The 21,371-nt window shown below is 44.1% G+C and carries 21 protein-coding genes; 11 read left to right on the top strand and 10 right to left on the bottom strand.

What is annotated here, in order from left to right; all coding sequences use genetic code 11:
- Positions 1–63: 63 nt before the first annotated feature.
- A complete protein-coding gene (gene gltB, locus MICAI_RS05070) occupies positions 64–4,638 on the bottom strand; it encodes a glutamate synthase large subunit (RefSeq protein WP_008198702.1) in 4,575 nt (1,524 codons plus the stop codon).
- A gap of 222 nt (positions 4,639–4,860) precedes the next feature.
- A complete protein-coding gene (locus MICAI_RS26290; RefSeq protein WP_008198700.1) occupies positions 4,861–5,025 on the bottom strand; it encodes a hypothetical protein in 165 nt (54 codons plus the stop codon).
- A gap of 114 nt (positions 5,026–5,139) precedes the next feature.
- On the opposite strand from MICAI_RS26290, the gene MICAI_RS05065 reads away from it, so the two are divergent.
- Positions 5,140–5,361, top strand: a complete 222-nt coding sequence (locus tag MICAI_RS05065; RefSeq protein WP_008198698.1) for a hypothetical protein — start codon at positions 5,140–5,142, stop codon at positions 5,359–5,361.
- Positions 5,351–5,758, top strand: coding sequence for a PIN domain-containing protein (locus MICAI_RS05060; protein ID WP_008198696.1), 408 nt, complete (start codon positions 5,351–5,353; stop codon positions 5,756–5,758). The genes MICAI_RS05065 and MICAI_RS05060 overlap by 11 nt, the downstream gene beginning before the upstream one ends.
- A gap of 272 nt (positions 5,759–6,030) precedes the next feature.
- Here the strand turns inward: MICAI_RS05060 and MICAI_RS05055 are convergent, their stop codons facing one another.
- Positions 6,031–6,912, bottom strand: coding sequence for a universal stress protein (locus tag MICAI_RS05055; RefSeq protein ID WP_008198693.1), 882 nt, complete (start codon positions 6,910–6,912; stop codon positions 6,031–6,033).
- A gap of 133 nt (positions 6,913–7,045) precedes the next feature.
- Positions 7,046–7,246, bottom strand: a complete 201-nt coding sequence (locus MICAI_RS05050; RefSeq protein ID WP_002791926.1) for an NblA/ycf18 family protein — start codon at positions 7,244–7,246, stop codon at positions 7,046–7,048.
- A gap of 576 nt (positions 7,247–7,822) precedes the next feature.
- Here MICAI_RS05050 and MICAI_RS05045 point away from each other — a divergent pair.
- The gene (locus MICAI_RS05045; RefSeq protein WP_008198691.1) at positions 7,823–8,347 is read left to right on the top strand and encodes an RNA recognition motif domain-containing protein; all 525 of its coding nucleotides are present in this window, start codon (positions 7,823–7,825) and stop codon (positions 8,345–8,347) included.
- 72 nt (positions 8,348–8,419) lie between these two features.
- Positions 8,420–9,130, top strand: coding sequence for a ribose-5-phosphate isomerase RpiA (rpiA, locus tag MICAI_RS05040; RefSeq protein ID WP_008198690.1), 711 nt, complete (start codon positions 8,420–8,422; stop codon positions 9,128–9,130).
- Positions 9,131–9,229: 99 nt separating this feature from the next.
- Here the strand turns inward: rpiA and recF are convergent, their stop codons facing one another.
- Positions 9,230–10,357: a DNA replication/repair protein RecF gene (gene recF, locus MICAI_RS05035; protein ID WP_008198689.1), complete on the bottom strand. Its 1,128-nt coding sequence runs from the start codon at positions 10,355–10,357 to the stop codon at positions 9,230–9,232.
- Between the two features lie 209 nt (positions 10,358–10,566).
- On the opposite strand from recF, the gene MICAI_RS05030 reads away from it, so the two are divergent.
- The 4 genes from MICAI_RS05030 (at position 10,567) to MICAI_RS26850 (ending at position 12,877) form a co-directional block, all read left to right on the top strand.
- Entirely contained in the window at positions 10,567–11,139 is a 573-nt protein-coding gene (locus tag MICAI_RS05030) for a DUF2808 domain-containing protein (RefSeq protein WP_039899621.1), read from the top strand.
- 222 nt (positions 11,140–11,361) lie between these two features.
- Positions 11,362–11,547, top strand: a complete 186-nt coding sequence (locus tag MICAI_RS05025; protein ID WP_008198687.1) for a hypothetical protein — start codon at positions 11,362–11,364, stop codon at positions 11,545–11,547.
- Positions 11,548–11,624: 77 nt separating this feature from the next.
- The gene (locus tag MICAI_RS27750) at positions 11,625–11,897 is read left to right on the top strand and encodes a type II toxin-antitoxin system PemK/MazF family toxin (protein ID WP_306343380.1); all 273 of its coding nucleotides are present in this window, start codon (positions 11,625–11,627) and stop codon (positions 11,895–11,897) included.
- Positions 11,898–12,043: 146 nt separating this feature from the next.
- Positions 12,044–12,877, top strand: a complete 834-nt coding sequence (locus MICAI_RS26850) for a PEP-CTERM sorting domain-containing protein (RefSeq protein ID WP_008198686.1) — start codon at positions 12,044–12,046, stop codon at positions 12,875–12,877.
- 51 nt (positions 12,878–12,928) lie between these two features.
- Here MICAI_RS26850 and MICAI_RS05010 read toward each other — a convergent pair whose 3' ends face one another.
- Entirely contained in the window at positions 12,929–13,573 is a 645-nt protein-coding gene (locus MICAI_RS05010) for a Uma2 family endonuclease (RefSeq protein ID WP_008198685.1), read from the bottom strand.
- Between the two features lie 316 nt (positions 13,574–13,889).
- Between MICAI_RS05010 and MICAI_RS23205 the strand changes: the two genes are divergently transcribed.
- A complete protein-coding gene (locus tag MICAI_RS23205; protein ID WP_071988999.1) occupies positions 13,890–14,054 on the top strand; it encodes a metallothionein in 165 nt (54 codons plus the stop codon).
- Between the two features lie 35 nt (positions 14,055–14,089).
- Positions 14,090–14,524, top strand: coding sequence for an ArsR/SmtB family transcription factor (locus tag MICAI_RS05005; RefSeq protein WP_172456225.1), 435 nt, complete (start codon positions 14,090–14,092; stop codon positions 14,522–14,524).
- Here MICAI_RS05005 and MICAI_RS05000 read toward each other — a convergent pair.
- The gene (locus tag MICAI_RS05000) at positions 14,521–15,309 is read right to left on the bottom strand and encodes a pentapeptide repeat-containing protein (RefSeq protein WP_008198683.1); all 789 of its coding nucleotides are present in this window, start codon (positions 15,307–15,309) and stop codon (positions 14,521–14,523) included. The genes MICAI_RS05005 and MICAI_RS05000 overlap by 4 nt on opposite strands.
- A 202-nt stretch (positions 15,310–15,511) precedes the next feature.
- Between MICAI_RS05000 and MICAI_RS04995 the strand changes: the two genes are divergently transcribed.
- Positions 15,512–18,574: a DEAD/DEAH box helicase gene (locus MICAI_RS04995; RefSeq protein ID WP_008198681.1), complete on the top strand. Its 3,063-nt coding sequence runs from the start codon at positions 15,512–15,514 to the stop codon at positions 18,572–18,574.
- Here the strand turns inward: MICAI_RS04995 and MICAI_RS04990 are convergent.
- Genes MICAI_RS04990 through MICAI_RS04980 form a run of 3 tightly spaced genes read right to left on the bottom strand, consistent with a single transcriptional unit; the run spans position 18,571 to position 20,949 of the window.
- Entirely contained in the window at positions 18,571–19,455 is an 885-nt protein-coding gene (locus tag MICAI_RS04990) for a DUF6515 family protein (RefSeq protein ID WP_008198680.1), read from the bottom strand. The two genes, MICAI_RS04995 and MICAI_RS04990, sit on opposite strands and share 4 nt — an antisense overlap.
- A 21-nt stretch (positions 19,456–19,476) precedes the next feature.
- A complete protein-coding gene (locus MICAI_RS04985) occupies positions 19,477–20,253 on the bottom strand; it encodes a DUF2092 domain-containing protein (protein ID WP_008198678.1) in 777 nt (258 codons plus the stop codon).
- 33 nt (positions 20,254–20,286) lie between these two features.
- Entirely contained in the window at positions 20,287–20,949 is a 663-nt protein-coding gene (locus MICAI_RS04980; RefSeq protein WP_008198676.1) for a potassium channel family protein, read from the bottom strand.
- Positions 20,950–21,371 lie beyond the last annotated feature (422 nt).

Here is a 21,371-nt window from a genome sequence, read left to right as displayed (position 1 = left end):
GATTAATTATAGTAGTTTTATTGTAGGTTAACTTTATGTTAACCTACAATAATTTTGTACTACTTAACTACCGCCAATCCTTGCCACATCGCGGGCGTTGGCTTCAAAAGCCGCATCGAGGGCAGAATCGCCGGTTAAACCAGAATCTAACGCCTCTTTAATACACTGCAACATCCGCTTATAATCCTTGGGCATTACCTTAACAAACTTGGGCAACATTTCCGACCAATTTGCTAAAACCAGGGCCGCTTTTTGACTTTGGGTGTAATCAGCATGGCGTTGAATTAACTCGCGTAAATCGTCGATTTCTTCCCCTTCTAGTGCCTCTAAAGCTACCATTTGGGTATTGCAACGAGTGGCGAAATCCCCCGACTCATCGAGGACGTAGGCGACACCACCACTCATCCCGGCGGCGAAATTGCGACCGGTGGGCCCTAAAACAACGACTTTACCCCCCGTCATATACTCGCAAGCGTGGTCGCCAACGGCCTCAACTACGGTATTAACCCCAGAATTGCGGACACAGAAACGTTCCCCAGCAACCCCAGAAATATACACCTCACCACTGGTTGCACCGTATAAAGCCACATTACCGATGATAATATTCTCCTCGGCCACAAAAGTGGAACCTTTGGGCGGATAAACGATGATTTTGCCACCGCTTAAACCTTTACCCACATAATCATTGGCATCCCCTTCTAACTCCAGTGTCACTCCTTTGGGAACAAAAGCACCGAAACTCTGCCCCGCGCTGCCCTGAAAATGGAGATGTACGGTATCTTCCGGTAAACCCTCCCAGTGACGTTTAGTGATTTCGTTGCCTAAAATCGTCCCCACCACGCGGTTAATATTTTTAATCGGTAGTGTCGCCTTGACTTTTTCGCCTTTTTCAATGGCATCTTTGCATAAATCCAGTAAAACGGTTATATCCAAGCACTTATCTAAACCGTGGTCCTGGGGAATCTGACAATAGCGTCCTACCTCTGCATCTACCTCCGGTTGATAGAGAATTGGAGTTAGGTCAATTCCTTTCGCTTTCCAATGTTCTACCGCCTGTTTTGGCTCTAATACATCAGTTCGCCCCACCATTTCATTTAAGGTGCGGAATCCCAATTCGGCCATAATTTCCCGCACTTCCTGGGCGATAAATTTCATGAAATTCACCGTATATTCGGGATCTCCGATGAAATTCTTCCGTAATAACGGATCCTGGGTCGCTACCCCCGCCGGACAGGTATTAAGATGACAAACCCGCATCATAATACATCCTAACGTTACCAGTGGCGCGGTCGAAAAACCGAATTCTTCGGCCCCCAATAGGGTCGCCACCACCACATCGCGGCCGGTTTTCATCTGGCCATCGGTTTCCACCGCGATGCGACTGCGAAGATTATTTAACACCAATGTTTGATGGGTTTCTGCTAGTCCCAACTCCCAGGGTAAACCCGCGTGTTTAATCGAGGTTTGGGGTGAGGCACCGGTCCCACCATCAAAACCAGAGATTAAAACCACGTCGGCGTGAGCTTTAGCGACTCCGGCGGCGATTGTGCCAACTCCCACCTCAGAAACCAGTTTTACGCTCACTCTCGCCGCACGATTGGCATTTTTTAGGTCATGAATCAACTCCGCTAGGTCTTCAATGGAGTAGATATCGTGGTGGGGTGGGGGAGAGATTAAACCAACTCCGGGGGTGGAGTGACGGACTTTGGCAATCCAAGGATAGACTTTTTTACCCGGTAATTGACCGCCTTCGCCCGGTTTTGCCCCCTGGGCCATCTTTATCTGCAATTCTCGCGCTTGGGAGAGGTAAAGACTGGTGACACCAAAACGGCCGGAAGCTACCTGTTTAATGGCACTATTTTTCGAGTCTCCCCGTTCATTTGTCCAAGTGTAGCGCTCGGAATCTTCGCCGCCTTCCCCGGTGTTCGACTTGCCACCGATACGATTCATGGCAATAGCGAGGGATTCGTGGGCCTCTTTGGAAATGGAACCGTAACTCATGGCCCCAGTTTTAAAGCGTTTCATAATCGCTTCAATCGGTTCCACTTCTTCGATGGGGATACTTTCCCGGTTTTTAAAGGTTAATAGTCCCCGCAGGGTGAAGAATTTTTGATTCTGTTGGTTGACCAGTTGGGAATATTTCTTAAAGAGGTCGTATTTGCCCAATTTTACCGCTTGTTGCAGGGTATGAATGGTTTCTGGGCTAAAAAGATGGGCTTCCCCGTCCTTACGCCATTGATATTCACCGCCAATATCGAGGGTATGCACATTAACATCCCGGTCGGGGAAAGCGTGGCCGTGTCTGAGTAGGGATTCTTTGGCAATAATTGCTAAATCGGCCCCTTCAATGCGGGAAGCTGTCCAAGTAAAATAGTGATCAACTACCGATCGATTTAAGCCGATAGCCTCGAATATTTGCGCCCCACGGTAGCTTTGCAGGGTAGAAATGCCAATTTTAGAGGCCACTTTAATTACGCCCTTGGTGGCGGCTTTTATGTAGTTTTTACAGGCACTCTGGTGGTCAACTCCTACCAATAAACCTTCCTCGATCATACTGCCGAGGGTGGCAAAGGCTAGATAGGGATTAATCGCACCGCAACCATAACCGAGGAGAAGAGCGTAGTGATGCACTTCCCGGGGTTCGCCGGATTCCAGGACAAGGCCGACTCTGGTGCGGGTTCCCTGCCGGATGAGGTGATGGTGTAAACCGGCAACCGCCAGCAGTGAGGGAATCGGGGCGTGATTTTTATCGATACCTCGATCGCTTAAAATAATAATGCTTGCGCCCGCTAAAATTGCCTCGTCCACCTCTTGACAAATTGCCTCAATTGTGCTACGCATCCCCTCGACTCCCGAAGTGGGATCGAAGAGAATGGGAATAGTCACGGTTTTAAATTCGCTATTGCCTTGTAAACGCGCTAATTGGGCATTAGTGAGGATGGGAGAGTTAAGTTTAATCAGGTGACAGCTTTCGGGCTGCGGATCCAAGAGATTTCTCTCAGCACCGATAGTGGTGATGGGAGAGGTGATAATTTCTTCGCGAATCGAGTCAATCGGGGGGTTAGTGACTTGGGCGAATAACTGCTGAAAGTAATCATAAAGCAGTTTTGGGCGATCGGACAAGACGGCTAGGGGTGTATCGGAACCCATGGAACCCACTGCTTCCACTCCATCCCGGCCCATGGGGGCTAATAAAAGACGTAATTCCTCAAAAGTGTAACCGAAAGCGGTTTGCTGTTGAATTAGGGAAACAGAAGTTTCCGGTGGAGCAGTTTCCACCGCCGGTAAATCGTCTAAATTGACTAAATTTTCGTTTAACCACTGGCGATAGGGTTTAGCGTTGGCAATAGCTTCTTTTATTTCCTCATCGGCCACGATACGACCTTCTTTCATATCCACAAGGAACATCCGGCCGGGTTGCAGACGACCTTTAAAAGCGACGCGTTCCGGTTCAATGGGTAAAACTCCCGCTTCCGATGCCATAATTACTAGGTCATCTTTGGTGACATAGTAACGGGAAGGACGTAAACCATTGCGGTCTAACACTGCTCCCATCATCGTACCATCGGTAAAAGCGATCGAGGCCGGACCATCCCAGGGTTCCATCAAACAGGAATGGTATTCATAAAAGGCTTTTTTCTCATCACTCATCGATTCGTGGGCTGCCCAGGGTTCAGGAATCATCATCATGACAGCGTGAGGAAGAGAACGCCCCGATAAAACCATTAATTCTAGGGCATTATCAAAAATTAAGGAGTCACTACCCTCGATATTAATAACCGGCTGGATTCTTTTGATGTCTTCCCCGAACAAGGGTGAGGCAAACATCGACTGACGGGCGTGCATCCAGTTAATATTACCTCGCAGGGTATTAATTTCGCCATTGTGGGCAATATAACGGTAAGGGTGGGCGCGTTCCCAACTGGGGAAGGTATTGGTACTAAAACGAGAATGGACTAATCCTAAAGCACTTTGAAAGTCGGGGTCGTGTAAATCAGGGAAATAGTCACCCACCTGTACCGGCATTAATTGCCCTTTATAGACAATGGTACGACTAGAAATACTGCAAGGATACCAGTAACGATTAAAAGATTGACGATTAAGGTGGGAACGTTTGCGAATAACGTATAATTTGCGTTCAAAAGCCAGATCATCGCTTAAATTGGCATCGCGTTCGATGAAAACCTGTTCGATAAAGGGTTCGGTAGATTTGGCCGAATTGCCCAAACTAGAGTTATCCGTGGGAACATCACGCCAACCGAGAACTTTTAACCCCTCTTCGGCGGCGATTTTCTCGAATTCCTGCCGACTTTTCCCGCGAATTTCGGCATCAGGGGCCGTGTAGAGCATTCCTACCCCGTATTGTCCCGCTGCCGGCAAGGTAAAACCTAGATTACTGGTCACTTTCCGGAAAAATAGGTCAGGGATTTGGCATAAAATACCCGCCCCATCTCCGGTATTTTTTTCCGCACCGCACGCGCCACGGTGATCGAGGTTTAATAAAATTGTTAAGGCCTGTTCAACAATATCGTGGGACTTTTTCCCCGTTTTATGAACGATAAAACCGACACCACAAGCATCATGTTCAAATTGGGGATCGTATAGTCCTTGTTTCCGTGGAGTTTGATTGTTATTCATCTTGTCTAATAGCCTAGCAGTCTGGAAGGGAATGGCCTAGAGGGTGAGCCAGAGTAGCGATTCTAGGTATATCAATTTTGTATCCAGACTGGACCTTCGGTCTTATATCTTAAGGAAATGTTTCGATGTGACAAGGGTTCCTCTCGCTGCTTTACCCCCTGATCGAGATCGCTTTTCCGATACAAGTTCGATCGCTCCTATAATCGAAGAAATACTCGATCGCTATCTCGATCCCGTTCGATTGATTTTTTCTGCTCTTTCTCGCCATTTTTTTGAATTTTCTGTAATTACCTCGCACATTGATCGGGCTTTTTCCGCCGCATCCCGCGCCATTTCCAGAATTTCCTCTAGTTCCCGTTCATTTAGTCCTGTTTCTTTTCCTTCCATCACCGTAAACCCTCCAAGCGATTTTTAACCTTATTCTAGTTTCTAAAATACGTCCGAGCTATGATAGCTTGACTCTAGAGCTAAAGTAGAGATAGGGTTTAATTGGAGCCATGTATGGAAGCGATCGAATTTAGGACGGTTATTCATAAGGGTCGGGTGAGCGTTCCCCCCCGATATTCTTCTCGATGGGAAGGTAAGATGATGCGGGTGATTGTTTTGGATGACTCGGAAATCGTCCCCGATCCGAGCCAGAAAACTGAAAAAACGATGTTCGAGGCGATTTCTTTAAATACACGGGGATTTACATTCGATCGGGACGAGGCTAATGCCCGATAAAGTTTTTATCGATACTAATGTCTTAATTTACGCGTATTCTGAGGATGAGCCGGATAAACGACAGCGAGCGATTGATTGTGTTCGATCGGGTGAGGCTTGGATTAGTACACAGGTTTTAAATGAAACGATAAATGTATTAAAACGGAAATTTTCCCTAAGCTATTCGCAAATTCGAGACGCTGTACAAGAGCTTTCCGAGGGATTCCCAATCGTCCTCGTTTCTGTTAATACGATAGAGATGGCATTGAATCTAGCGGAACGTTATCAATATAGTTACTTTGATAGTTTAATACTGGCCAGCGCTCTGGAAGCGGGCTGTCAAATTCTCTACAGTGAAGATTTACAAGATGGTCAGCGAATCGAGAATCAATTGATGATTATTAATCCCTTTAGTTAAGTAGGTAGGTGTTAAAAGTTGTCAGACACCCCCCTTGATAAGTAGGGTTGATTCATGAATCAACCCTACTATGAATCAACCCTAGGACTAAGGGGGGATCGAACTTAAAATCCATTTTTAATTTAATTATAACTACTTACTTAAGTTAATTTCTCCCAAATTTTTGCGGCTCTCTTATCGTTTGTGTGATCGATTTTAGCGATTAAATCTGTCTTCCTCTCTCTGTCCTTTGTGCCTTTGTGGTTTATCCCCAAGAGGCTCTTTTTTCCAGTCTATCCCTTGGGGGAGAAAAATAATAAGGGGAACCACAGTTGATGAAGAATATCTTCATTAATCCGACGCACGGCTAACCATTCCAACATATTGGAACGATGGCAGGTAGCCACTGCGATGGCACTGATGTCATCTTCTTCCGCTGCCGTCAACACTTCTAATACAGGTGTTCCTTGTCGCACTTGGCTCTGTACTTGCAAACCGAGTTTTTCTAGTCGCGCTTGCACCGATTCTAATTGTTGACGGGCATCATTTAAACGAGATTCGGTGACACTGGGATCGCGACTGATATTTTCCACTACCCGGACGAGGAGACATTGCTCAAAAGAGCCGGGGGAGCGAGTTTGGGCGTATTTTTCCATCTGTTCAATTAGATAAATCGCGTCGGGACTGCCATCGTAGGGAATTAATAAATGTTTCCAGAGATGCTGACAGCGCAGGGCTAATTCATCGTGAGTATAAACTGATAATAATTGCGGTCGGAAAATCAGCAGCGGAATATCGGTAATACCTGCGATCGCTAAACTGGTACTACCGAATAATTTTTCTTGGACGGCACCGCGCATGGGATTTCCCATCAAAATCACGTCAATAGAGTGATGCGCGAGGATTTCCCGCACGGCATCCACGGGACGACGGTTAGAGATTTCGACAATAACTGTCATGCCGTCGGGAATATTTGCTAAAGCTGGGGATAATTTTTCTTTAGCCGCATCAATTTTTCCTTGATCTACGGCAGCTAGGGTGGGTTGTTCCCAAACCGGAATACTGTGGAGGAAGATAACTTGTTTTAAGCCGCTCAGGGCTAAGTGTGGCACACAATGGACAAGACGATGGAGACCATCGAAAAGATCTGTACAGATCAAAGCGCGCTCGAACATAAATTAACCCCTAGCAATTCGGTTATTCTTCCCTAAGAATAACTAAAAAGGTGAAGAAATGCGCCCCGCATCCCTAGCTCGTTTCCGCAGAAACCCAGCCGGAGAAAGAGGTCGCCCGCAGGGGTGAAATGAGTTACTGGGAGGCCCAGGGATTAGAATCTAGACCCCACTGGTGTTTGAGAAAAGCTTTGTACATATTTTCTCTGACCATCATTTGTTCGTAGAGCTTGATCAGGAAATCCTGCGCTTGCTCCTGACTCATTTTTTCTACCTGAGTCTGAAAAGAACGAATGTTGAACTGTTGTTCTAAGGAAAGTTCGATCGGTTGAGACATGGTGTTCCTCCTCGATGAAGACAGTGGTTGATAACAAGCGAGATGGGTGATTGGTATCACCTCTTTTCTTTAACTAATGTAACAAATACTTGACAAAGTGTCAATGTATCTGTAAAGAGGGTTTTGCTTTTTCCCTCCTGTTAGCTAGGATACCCCGCCGCCAAAAGGAAAGAAGCATATAATGATACATTTAGCAAGAGTTTTAATAAAATTTTGCTTACTGTGAACAAATACTTAAGTAGTTATACTTATTTTTCCCCAGGTCCGACCAGAGCGAGAGAAAATATTTGACAAATTGTGTAAAGATTCTGTAATAATCGAAGAGAGCGACATAAATCGGGTAAGTTGAATGATTAGCCCTGTTAACAGCTAAAAACGTAACCCCTAGATTCCGTTCCTCTCGTTGAAATCGTTAAGGATAGTCGAAATTGACGGCCACAGCCGCTATCGTGCAGAAACTACAAGCCTATCGCTGGGAAACATCTTCCTTAGCTCTGTTTGCCTTAAAAAAATCAGGATACAGGCACGGAATGTCGCACAAGTTTTTACATCAACCTATACTTGGAGGAATCCATCATGTCCGTTCGTCTATACGTTGGTAATTTGCCCAAAGAATCCGTCGAGCGCGAAAAATTACAGGCGCTTTTTGCCGATGAAGGGGATACGATTACCACTAAAGTCATCAAAGACCGCAAAACCGGCAAATGTCGCGGTTTTGCCTTCGTTACCGTCCCTAGCGATGAACTAGCCGACCAGTTTATCGAAAAATACAACGGCCAATCCTTCATGGAAAACCCGATCAAAATCGAGAAAGCTCTCCCCCGCAGCAAGGGAGGTAAAGAAGAAGGAGAAGAAGCAGAAGGCACGGAGGCCAGCGTAGAAACCCCAGAAAAAGTCGAAAGACCGACTCCGAAACCGACGACAGCAGCACCGCGCAAATCCAGTGGTGGTGGCGGCGGCAAAAAACGCAAGGCTGAACGGGGTGGCAATAATGCCCCGAAAGTTACCAGCGATGGTGACGCTTTACAGCCAGATCCCCGTTGGGCCAATGAATTGGCTAAACTCAAGGAAATGTTAGCCGCTCAGGCCACTAATCCCTAATTCCATTGACAAGAGGGCAAGGGATGACCGATAACTAAGAGGTTCAAAACATCGCTTTTAGGAATGTGCATCATGACAGCAATCGATCCGATCATTATCATGAAACAGGAGGTCGGTAAGGCCGCCGCTAATCTAGTTCAATCTAATTCGGTCGTGGGATTGGGAACTGGTTCAACGACGGCCTACGCGATCGAATATCTGGGCGCTAGACTGCAAAGCGGGGAAATCAGCAATATTGTCGGGGTTCCCACTTCTTTTCAAGCGCAAGTTTTGGCTAGGAAGTACGGAATTCCCCTCACTACCCTTGATGTCATCGCCAAGATGGATATCGCTATCGATGGGGCCGATGAGGTGGATCCCCAGAAAAACCTGATTAAAGGCGGCGGTGCTGCCCATACTCAGGAGAAAATTGTCGATAGTCTCGCCGATATTTTTGTCGTGGTAGTGGATGGCAATAAGCTGGTGGATAAGTTGGGATCGACTTTTCTTTTGCCGGTGGAAGTGTTACCCATGGCCATGACTCCAGTTATGCTGAAATTAGAGGCCCTCGGTGGTAAACCTTCCCTGCGCATGGGAGTGAAAAAAGCTGGCCCCGTGGTGACAGATCAAGGCAATTTAGTTATCGATGTTAAATTTGATAGTATCGATGATCCGGCTGATTTGGAAAGAACTATTAATAATATGCCGGGGGTTTTAGAAAATGGTTTATTTGTCGGGGTTGCTGATCTGATTCTCGTCGGTGAAATTATCGACGGTAAGCCGGTAGTGCGCGAGATTAGGTAGGCTTAATTATTCTTAAGCTAATAGTGAAACAGGACTGCAGCCTGTTTTATTATTATGGGTGTATATAGACAAAGAGAAAAATAAGGAGAGGGCTATAGGTTAATAAAAAATATGTCCCTTTTTGACAGAAAATACCTGGGAAGATTGCAACCAACGGGACTCAAAAGAACTGAGATGAGTGGTGGTAATTAAAGTTTGAAAACGGTCTTCGATCGCATCTAATAATTGATTTTGTCGTTCGATATCTAATTCGGCTAAAACATCATCGAGGAGTAGTAGAGGAGGTTCCCCGATAATCTGCTCTAGTAACTGTAATTCCGCTAATTTCAAGGCTAAAACTAAGGTTCTTTGTTGTCCTTGGGAACCGTAGGATTTAGCGGGGTTTTGGTTAATTAAAAAATCCACTTCATCCCGGTGCGGACCGACTACCGATGTCCCTAGTTGTTTCTCTGCCAAACGACGGGTTTCAATCTTATCTAAAAAAGCCCTTTGTACCTCATTGACATCATCTTCTATCCAAGGCACATTGGGAACATATTGTAATTCTAGATATTCAGTTTTTCCGCTAATACTTTCGTGCCATTTTTGGGCTAAAGGAATTAATCTTTGCATGACTCGCGCCCTTCTTCTCGTTACTCTTGAACCGGTTTCTGCTAGTTGTAAATCCCAGAGTTTTAGTTGGGATAAATCCGCATAAACTTTTCCCTCTAATTCCTGTTTACGAATCTCTTTTAAGAGGGCATTTCTTTGTCGTAAAACCTGATTATATTGCTGTAAAATATGAACGTATAGGGGTTCTAATTGAATTAACAAAGTATCTAACCAATCTCGGCGAGCTTCCGGACCACCGCGCACTAAATCCAGATCGAGACTAGAAAATTGTACCGCATTAATCACGCCCAAAAAGTCAAGATGACGGCGTAGGGGTTGACGGTCGCGGATCACGGTACGACGACCGGAAGAACGGAGAATTAAACTTAATTCTGATGCTCCATAAAGACGATTAACCCTAGCAAAAATTCTCGCCTCCGAGTCCGATTCTAGCACCAGATCCCGATCCTTGCTAACTCGATGGCTCTTGAGAGTGGCCAAAAGTTCGATCGCTTCTAGTAAATTAGATTTTCCCTGAGCATTATTACCCAATAATATTGTTTTTTTAGACTCGAATTTTAGCACCTGTTCGGCATAATTTCTAAAACTGTGAAGGTGCAGGTGTTCTAGATACATTGCAAGTTGGGGGTTGGGGAATTATGAATTATGAATTATGAATTATAAATTATGAATTGGGGTGTGGGGTGTGGGGTGTTGGGGAAGTGGGGAGAAAAAAGCTGATAACTGATCACTGATAACTGATCACTGACAATGGCAGGGGTTTGGGGTTAAGTGAATTTGCTATAATTCCCCTTGACAATCAGTATTTTATAGCAGCTTTTACCTTGAAAATTCCCTTTTTGCCTTTAAAACAGACTGAAAGTCTATCTAAACTCGCTTTGATGGCTATACTCGCTTTTGATGCTTCTGTTTCCCTCGCTGGACAATTTCCCGATGGCAGCATATTTTTTGAGCGCTCTCCCACTCTGGTTAATTTCTCCGCTACTTTTCAATCCGTGCGTACTTGGGGTGTCAAATACTATCTTACCATCGCTCTACCGCCGTCTCTCGGGGCGCCCTTGGGTAAAGTAACCATACAACAGCAGCCTAATATTCAAACTATTGCTTTTCTTGGCGATCAAACCTTTGCTTTTCTTGGCGATCGCAATCAGCGAGGCGAAAAATTAACCCTAAAATCCACTACTTTTAACCCCAATACTCAGACGATTACGGTCATTTTTGATCCTCCTGTCCCCCCCGGTAATACCGTTTCCATCGGTCTGAAACCAGTACGAAATCCCGATTATGGTGGTGTCTATCAGTTTGGAATTACTGCCTATCCCCCCGGGGAGAATTCTCCCGGATTATATCTAGGAGTCGGACGTTTAGCAATTTATGAGGCTGGCGATCGCTGGTAGGCTGTTCCGCGTCTAAAAACAGTGAGCAGTAAACAGTGAGCAGTGAGCAGTAAAAAGACAGTAGGAAACTTCTATTTAATTAGGAATAGGTGCAGCCTTAAATCGAAAACTGTAACCCCTAAATTATCATCGGCAAAAGTTCCCTGACTTCCTTGTACATTTAAAGTCAGGGATTAAGCGTTTGCTTGACATAAATGTATATCTCGACAACCCCAGAGTCTTATGATTTCCACCCTAACCCTTGAAGAAATCAAAACCCTAGTCTATCAACTTCCCCTCTCAGAACAAATTTCTCTCTTAGAAGACCTCGAAGACAAGCTAGAAACCCTCACCCTCATGAAACTAGCAGAAACAGGCTTTCCAGAATGGAACGACCCAGAGGAAGATATTTACAATGTCCAAACCTAAAGCTGCCGAAATTTGGTTAGTTCGCTTTCCCTTCAGCGACCTTAGCACCACAAAACTCAGACCCGCGCTAGTTTTAGCTGTACATCGAGAAGAACAAATCATCCTGGGAATCTTCTCCAAAATCCCCCCTGGAGAGTGGTGGGAAACTTGGATACTGGTTAGGGAAGGACATCCCAACATCCCAACATCCCAACTTCTCACAAACAGGCTTAAAAAAGACCTCTGTAATTAGAACTGACAAGATTGCGACGGTCAACCAGTCCGTTTTTCAACAGAAACTAGGCATTTTACCCTCAGACATCCTAAACCAAGTTCAAACTGCCCTCAAAAAATCCTTAAATATTCCCTAGCATTGATTTTATCCAATGATTAACTTTCCTAAAGCGATCTCAAAGACTTCCTTAAATTTCCCCTGAGCAATCCAGAAAGCTTCATTACTATACTACTATACAACTAAACAATCACTCAAATCTAATTCTCCAGAGGCTTTTCAATCATGACATTAGTAAAACTGATTGATTTTCGGGGGAGAGGTAAGAATAACTTATTAAAGATAGCGATAGCGAAGCACTGCTGCAAGCAGATCGCCTCCTCTGTTTTTGCTATTAGTACCCTAACGATAGTATCTGTTCAAGCAGCCTATGCTGCTCAAATTTTTTTTGGTGAAGATATCAACACCACGGCGACTGGAAATAACGAGAACGCAGTACGGATTCCTCACCCCAATGCTGACATAGCACGCAACGCCTTTTTCTCGAACCTGCAAGGCGTAAAAACAGAAACATTTGAGACTTTTGCTCCTAATTCTATCATCACTACACTAAATTTTGGAACAGATACAGCGTTTTTGTCACCGGGACTTCCAGTAGTCAATATACCAACTGGTACATTAAATGGAACGTTTCCTATTTCTGGTAATCAGACAGTTGGAACTAATACTGGTACTAGCACAGTATTTCGTATTGATTTTAGTAGTCCACAGAAAGCATTCGGTTTTTATGTCACTGATGTGGAGATACCTAATAATCTTAGTCTCAGATTTTTATTAAGTGACGGTTTATCTACCATAGACCGCCCTGTTCCCACGCAAGCGGGTACGGGTGGTGCAAATAATACAGGTTCAGTCACTTATTTCGGTGTAATAGACACTAACAATCCATTTATTTCTGTTTCCTTCATCAGAAATCTAAATACTGATGATGGTTTAGCATTGGATGATTTTACTATCGCAAGCACCAGTCAAATAAATGTCCCCGAACCCTCATCAATTCTAGGAATACTGAGTTTAGGAGTATTAGGAATAGGTGCAGCTTTAAAGCGAAAACTGTAACCCCTAAATTATCATCGGCAAAAGTTCCCTGAATTGGTTGTCCATTTAAAGTTAGGGATTAAGCGTTTGCTTGACCCAAATTCGGAATTGTTTTAATGCCATTGCACTACCGATTTTTTGACTATTTTGTAGCGTTTCTGGAATTTTTTCTATTAGATTAAATTGAGAAAATAGTCGGCTTTGGGAAGATTCAACATATTCCGATCCTTGTAAAACATTGATTTCTAGTCTCTCTCCATTATATCGCCACAATTCAGGAACACCCAATCGCTCATAATTATTAAATCGGGTTCGCTTAGTAATATCAATTTCAATTGCTAAATCGGGAGGGGGATCAATAGCCAAATCAAGTCGCTTTTTTCCCCTAACAGCAGCACAATTTTCGATATAAAAAGACTCATCTGGTTCTATTCCTTGATCCATTTGTTGATTTTTAAAGGTTGTCGATCCAGCGGGTTCATAGTCTAACTCTAATTCATCCAGGAGAACTTTAACCAAATCCCCGATTAAAACTTTGGTATTTTCATGAATAAAAAGAGGAGTCATTGCTTCTAAATTTCCCTGACTATAAGATAGACGAATTGACCGTCTATCTCCCAATTCGTCAAGAATTTTTTCATAATCTTGCCAAGTGAGCGAAGTTAACAACAGGCGATCGCCTGGGGTAACAGTTAGTTGTTTTAATGCTAATAACATCAGAATTTGTCGGCTCAGTTGTTATGATTGGGCGGTTTAGTCAGTATTTAACTTTTTTCTACCTTAGATTATATTATATAGCAGTTTTCATCAGAATGAGGCATGGGCAAGGGGCTTAAACTCTTTGTTGGCAAAACTTGTCGATACCTCAGTAACGTGAAAAGCTCTATATGCAAACTGAAAACTCAAATCTGATCACTGATCAAGGAGAACTTCCCACCCGTCTGAGTTTTAGAAAAATTTAACTTTATTCAATCCATGAACATCTGTTCAGATGTTATACTAAAGTCAGTAAAGAAGTTCCGAGGTAGTAACCATGATCGCTGTCACCACCATGAAATGTGCTTGTGAATCCTGTACGTGTCAAGTATCGATCGCCGATGCCATCAAAAAAAACAATCAATACTACTGTTGCCAAGCTTGTGCCGATGGTCACGTTGACGGGAAAGGCTGTGGACACCAGGGCTGTATTTGCGGTTAAATTTAGTTATTGGGGAGAAGGGGACAAGTATCGGCATGGAAGATTCGAGCGATACCTCCCTTTCTCAACTTTCCCTTAATAACCGATCAGGAAAAAACATGGCCATAGAGAAAATAGTGCCGGTTTGTGGGGAATCCCATCACCAAGAGGCGAAATTCCAGCACTTGCAGGGATTAGAACTAGAAAAAGCCCAAAAAATGGCCGAATTTTTCAGCCTTTTGGGGGATGCCAACCGCCTCAGAATTCTGTCGCTTTTAGCCAAACAAGAATTATGTGTTTGTGACTTAGCCGACGACTTAGGGATGAGTGAATCGGCCGTATCGCACCAGTTAAGAACCCTAAGAGCCTTAAGATTAGTTAAATACCAAAAACAGGGACGGAGAGTCTTTTATCGTCTTGCCGATCATCATGTTCTTGACCTTTATTACGCGGTCTCGGAACATTTAGAAGAGCCGGCGGACGAGGATTAAAACAGTCCCAAAGCGGGTAAAACAAACTGTAAAAGCAGAGAACCAATCCCCTGCACCATTTGGTCTAATTGAGCATTGCCACCACCTTGTTCTCGCGGTTTTAGGGCGATTTCCATGCCTTTAATAAAATTCTCTGCCGCTTCGTAACCGGGGGTATTACCTTGTCGTTCAAAGAGAGTCGAAGCCATTTGAGCATCCTGGGCCGCTAGAGCATTTTGTCCCAGACGATAGTGAGCCATGGCCCGGGCCAGATAAGCTGGAGCATATTCTGAGTTAATTGTCAAGGCTTTATTAAAATTTTCTATAGCGGCGCTGGTGCGTCCCTGTTTTCCTTCCACCATTCCTAGACCATAGAATAGTTCAGGAGTACCGGCACTACTGGGAATTCCCACCGCACCCTGCACGTATGCAGTGTCTAGTTTAGTGTTGTCGAGGTTAGCATTATTGAGATAAGCACCTCTTAAATCCGCACCCGTCAAGATTGCCCCGGTTAAGTTCGCTCCAGTCAGATTAGCACCAAAAAGAGAGGCGCCGGTTAAATTTGCCCCACTCAGATCCGCTCCACTTAAATTAGCTTGACTAAGATTGGCCCCGACGAGATTGGCCCCATTTAATTTTGCCCCGACTAGATTCGATTGCACTAACCCCGAACCGCTCAGATCGCATTGGGGACATTTTCGGGTCGATAATAATTGCTGTAGGTGGTTTAGATCTTCCGTCTGACCAACTAGGGAGAAGTTCAGGGGAAGACTGAGGACGAGGGTTAGGGCGATCGATTTGTACATAGTTTAAAAATAACTCTATTTATTATTACTGATAATACCCATTCGATCAGGGCTAATCGCTCAACTAGATTCTGCTTGAGAAATCAGCCCTTATCAACTAAAATAGAAGATTAGAGGCTCTTAAGGTCAGAAGAAGCGACAAAATCGAGATTTGTTACCTTTTCAACAGCAAGTTTTTTTAAAGGAATTTCCCCATTTCATAATGACTACTCTACACGGTAATTGGCTGATTGGTTCGCAAGATAGTGTTTTTTTTCTTTGGGGTGAACAGTGGCAAGGGAAAGAATTAAGTGAAACAAAGGAAAATCATCCTTTTTGTCTAGAATCCGGGGCATTAGCCCAATTTATCGAGAAATTTTCCCCTCAGCTTGACTGCTATTCTCCAGAATCAATCAAGCTCAGTTTGCCTAGTTATTCCCCCCCTAGGAAAAAATATTTTTTACCGCTGCTGTCGGGGCAAATTCTCGAACCCTCAACTAAATCCTTGTCTTGGCAACCATGGCAGATATCGGGATTAACTTTTTCTGCGGGGATGATAGTGCGGTTATGGGAGAAATTACCCCTAGCTAAGGCCGAATTTATCGGCAATGATCTACGATTTTGGCTGTATTTGCACCGTTGGAGTTTAGATTTATTAGCAAGGGGGAAATTTTTAGCGGGAATAAATCAGGGTGAAAGTTGCTGGTATCCCCTGCTAGATAGTACCATCGATCGCACTCGTTTAGCTAAGTTTATCCAAACCATCCCCCCGGTTTGTCTTGCCTACCAAGAAAATAGCGAACCACAAACAATTATTCTCGATTGCTTAAAAAATATTGTCGATGCTCGTTTGCGACAAAAAATAGATAGTACTGTTAATATTTCCCCCTCATTGATGGTGAAACCCTGGCTACAATCTTTAAGCGGTGAGCATCATGACATTGCTTTAGAAGCCAAGAATTTACAGCGTCTAGAAAATGCTTATAATAACTGGGTGTTTCCTATCCAAGAAAGTTTAGTTAATGGCAATAATCGCCAATTAATTGAGAATCAATACCGTGTCTGTCTATCCTTACAACCTCCCAGTTTAGGAACAGTATGGAAACTCACCTATTATTTACAAGCGTTAGATGATCCCGAATTTCTCATTAGTGCCAAGTTGATTTGGTTAGAGGGGAAAGAAAGTTATCATAGTTATCAAAGAGTTGTCAATAATCCCCAGGAAATTCTCTTAAAAGGATTGGGATTAGCAGCGCGATTGTACGAACCGATTAGAATTAGTTTAGAGCAGAGACACCCGGAGGAATGTTCTCTTGATTCGATCGAAGTTTATCAGTTTATTCGCTCGATCGCTTGGCAATTGGAAGATCAGGGATTAGGGGTAATTTTGCCAACGGGTTTAACTGCCGGTAGTAATGAACAAAGATTAGGAATTAAGATTGCTGCCAGTGTAACTCCCAAAAAAGGAGAAAGATTAAGTTTAACCAGTTTGTTAAACTTTCAGCTTAAATTAGTGGTAGGGGAACAGGAAATATCGAAAAAAGATTTTGATAAGTTATTAGAGAAAAAATCGCCAGTGGTGGAAGTGGGGGGCAAATGGTTAATCCTACAACCTACGGATGTCAAAGCAGCTCAGGCAATTTTAAATAATACCATCGCTCCCCTGAATCTCTCGGTGGAGGATGCCCTGCGCTTGAGTTCAGGAGATAATAATCTAATTGCTAAACTGCCGGTAGTTAATTTCCAAGCGGAGGGAGCATTAAAGGAATTAATTGACAATTTAAATAACAATCAAGGGATTCAATTAATCAACCCCCCCCGGGAGTTTCGGGGGGAATTACGTCCCTATCAAATCAAGGGAGTTAGTTGGTTAGCTTTCCTAGAAAAGTGGGGTTTAGGTGCTTGTTTAGCCGATGATATGGGTTTAGGAAAAACCCCGCAATTAATCGCTTTTTTACTAGCATTAAAAGAACAGGATATGTTAGTTAATCCCGTGCTAGTTGTTGCTCCCACTTCTGTGGTCAATAACTGGGAACATGAGTTAAGAAAATTTGCTCCCACCCTGGCGGTTTTTGTGCATCATGGCGAAAAAAGATTAAAAGGTCAAGCTTTTGCTCAAGAGGTAAAAAATAAATCGGTTGTTATTACCAGTTATCCTTTAATCTATCGCGATCTGTCCAGTTTAGAAGCAGTACAATGGCAAGGTTTAGTTTTAGATGAAGCTCAAAATATCAAAAATTCTACGGCTAAACAATCCCAAGCAGTGCGAAAAATACCGGCAGGATTTCGGATTGCCTTAACGGGAACTCCCGTAGAAAATCGCCTGACGGAATTATGGTCAATTTTGGATTTTCTCAATCCCAATTTTTTAGGAACTCAAGCCTTTTTTCAGCGTCGGTTTGCCCTTCCCATTGAAAAATACGGCGATCAAGAATCCCTGCATAATTTGCGTTCCCTTGTCCGTCCCTTTATTTTACGGAGATTAAAAACCGATAAAACTATTATCGAAGATTTACCAGAAAAACAGGAAATGAATGTCCTGTGTGGTTTATCAAAAGAACAGGGACAACTTTATCAACAATTAGTCGAGACAACCCTCCAAAAAATTGAAGAAACTCAAGGAATTCAGAAACATGGATTAATTTTAACCTTGCTAATGCAACTAAAACAAATTTGTAATCATCCTGGGCATTTTTTGAAAGAAAATAGTTTAGAAACCAGTCAAAGATCGGGAAAATTATTACGTTTAGAAGCCATGGTAGAGGAAGTGATAGCAGAAGGCGATCGAGCTTTAATTTTTACACAATTTGCCGAGTGGGGAAAACTCCTACAAACCCATCTCCAGAAAAAATTAGCCGAGGAAATATTATTTCTCTCCGGTTCTACCAAAGCAAAAGATCGGGTAGAAATGATCGAGCGCTTTCAAAATGATCCCCAAGGACCAAAGATTTTTATTCTCTCCCTGAAAGCGGGGGGAACAGGATTAAATTTAACCCGCGCTAATCACGTTTTTCATATCGATCGTTGGTGGAATCCGGCCGTAGAAAATCAGGCCACCGATCGCGCTTTCCGCATCGGACAAAAACGCAATGTTCAGGTACATAAATTCATCTGTACGGGAACCCTAGAGGAACGCATTAATGAGATGATCGAAAGCAAGAAACAATTAGCGGAACAAACCGTAGATGCCGGGGAAAATTGGTTAACAGAATTAGATACCGATCGCCTGCGAGATTTATTATTATTAGATCGATCGGCAATTATTGATGAAGAAGAAACCGATTAGAAGCGAACCACCTGATAAACCGTGGAACCATTCTCAAACAGGGGCTGATAGTAGATACCGCTACAATTGTAATAAAGTGTATTGTCAGCCGTAATTGTGGTGCAGCCGTCTGGGATATAGGTGACAATTGCGCCGATTGGCGGGGCCACCACCGTGTAGGAACTACCGCTAGGCTGAAGATAGATGCCGTCCGAGTAAATGTAGGAAGTGGGACCCACATAGACGGTATTGTAGTAGGGGGGGAGAGTGGCGATCGCTGAACCGATGACTAGGCCAGTGGTTAACCCCACCCAACCCCAACCCGGGGGGACATAATAACCGCCACCGTACCAACCGCCACCACGCCAGTAACCGTTGCGATTATCGTCAATAAAGTTCTGACGGTTCTGTTGGCGATCGCTAACCTGCTGCTGCCGTTCACCCTGTCTTTCGCTGCGTTCCCCTTGACGGATATCGGTTCTTTCGGTGCGTTCCCCCTGCCGTTCTCCCTGTCTTTCCGTGCGTTCCCCTTGACGGGTTTGTTGACTGGTTTGCCGTTCTCCCTGTCTTTCCGTGCGTTCCCCTTGGCGGTTTTGTTGACTGGTTTGCCGTTCTCCCTGTCTTTCCCCTTGACGGGTTTGTTGATTGGTTTGCCGTTCCCCCTGTCTTCCAGAAAAATCTCTAGAGGGTTGGGAACGATTACTAAAATTCCCTCGGTTTTGCAGATCACTACTGCGGTTAACCCGTGGGGAAGCTCCACCACCGCCATGACTACCGCCACCACCGCCACGACTACCGCCACCACCGCCACCGCGAGCGTCCACATCATCGGTGATCAGTAAACTTGTACCCAAGAGGAGGGCGGCAAGAACACATAAGTTTTGACATAAAGATCTTTTCATGGCCCGGACTCCTTGATTTTTTTATGGCTGGGATTGATTATCCCTAGGGGGTAGAAGTTCGATAGGGATCGACTCTGATCCCGGTTGGAAAGTGAAAGTATCGGCGGGTGTACTGGGATTAAAATTCCAGTCGGATAATATTGCCGTGTACTGGGGTGAACCGGGTAGAGTTTTATAGGTGATAATCGCTTTCCTCAGTAGGGGGGTGGCATCCTGCGTGACCCAGATTTGATAATCGCGATCGCTACCGATCAGCATCAGATGATACATTTGTTCGCTATTGACCATGTTGTTGCCGATAAAAATAATTTGCCCGACATCGGCCATTAGATCTGCACAGGGATCGTTCGCTGCCAGATTTGACATGGGAATGGTGATTCCGTACCTTTGCTCTACTTGGTCTAAGGCTTCATCTAGAGTATTCGGTGCCGGTTTCGTGACGTATAGATCCCGTTCCAGATCCGCGAGGGTGAAGGTTTTACCGTCGTAAAAAAAGCGGGTAACTCGTTCATCCCCAGTGTAGTCCGAGCGCAGGCGATCGGGTTTTTCTACCCAGATGTTTTGATAGGCACTGTACTGAACTTTCGCCCCGGAGTCGAGTATATCGTCATAGGTGACATCCATATGGACGGTGAACGATCGCTGTTTGGTTAAATTAGCACAGAGTTGCTCGATCACCTGTTCCGCCGTTTTTGGGCGGATTTCCTGGGATAGAGTCGGTATTTCCGCCAAGACTCCTGCGGCAGTGACCCAAGGCAAAAGTAAAGAAAGAATCGGCATGAAGCGAGGCATAATCATCTAATATTCCTCCAAGGCGATGGATTGTTTTGGTTAACGACCATTGTGTAAACTGACTAAACGAGCAATAAAAACGGCGGGATAGAGAACTCCAGTCATTCCTTCTAAATTGGCCAGAACTCTAGCGATTTTACTGGTAGGAACGATATCACCATAGCCCACCGTGGCCAGGGTAGTAAAGCTGAAATGAATTATATCCGCTTGGTTGACGGTTTTAGCGGCGGAGCTAAAGGCATCGGGGTCGAAAATCTGGACAATACTGTAAGCCGATGCCCAGAAAAATCCTAGGAGAAAATAGACACAAATTCCCCCTTTGATGATATCGGATGTCACCTGTTCGGCGAGAATTAATTCTCGTAAAATCGAGTACACGCATAAACCAATAAAAGCTAGAGAAATTAATGTACTAGACAGATCGAACCAACCAGTTAAATCGCTATAAATAGGGATAATCGTGCCGAATACTCGCAGGATAAGTGCAATTACAAACAGACCGATATTACATCTTAAAGCCAATTTACTGCGATCGATCTGATAGACGGCGATGATCAGGGAGAGGGAGAAGAAAAAGAAAATCAGCAAATCTCCCAGGGGTAGATATACTAAAAATGGGTAAATAATGTAGAGCAAGACTAGATTTGCCAGCAGCCGATTGTATTTATTTTCTGTTGCTCGCATCAATTGACGAAATTTCATAGCAGCGAACCTTTAATTGGCTTAACCATATATCAACTCTCGCTTTGAGGGCTTTTCTCTCTATTCTAACGCTCCTCCTCTGACAGAAGAGGGATAAGTTAGCTCTTAGCGTCCAGATTTTAGCATATAGTACAATTAATACTAAGTAGCTGGTTATAATTAAATTAAAAATGGATTTTAGGTTCGATCCCCCCTGCCCCCTTGATAAGGGGGGTGTCGATAGGCGGGGGGATCTGATAATTTTTAACGACTAACTACTTAAATCCCCTTATAATAAATGAAATTAAAAGCTTGACTAACTATCATTGGCTAACTTGTCATTGATTGTTATCAGCTTTTCAAAACAGGATTTACTAGGATTTTAGTGAGATTCAATCCCTGGCAGTTTTTTCAATAAAAAACGGTTCTTCTCAACCTAATAA

This window comes from Microcystis sp. T1-4 (assembly GCF_000297435.1).
Taxonomy (GTDB): domain Bacteria; phylum Cyanobacteriota; class Cyanobacteriia; order Cyanobacteriales; family Microcystaceae; genus Microcystis.
This window is presented reverse-complemented; position numbering and strand designations above follow the sequence as displayed.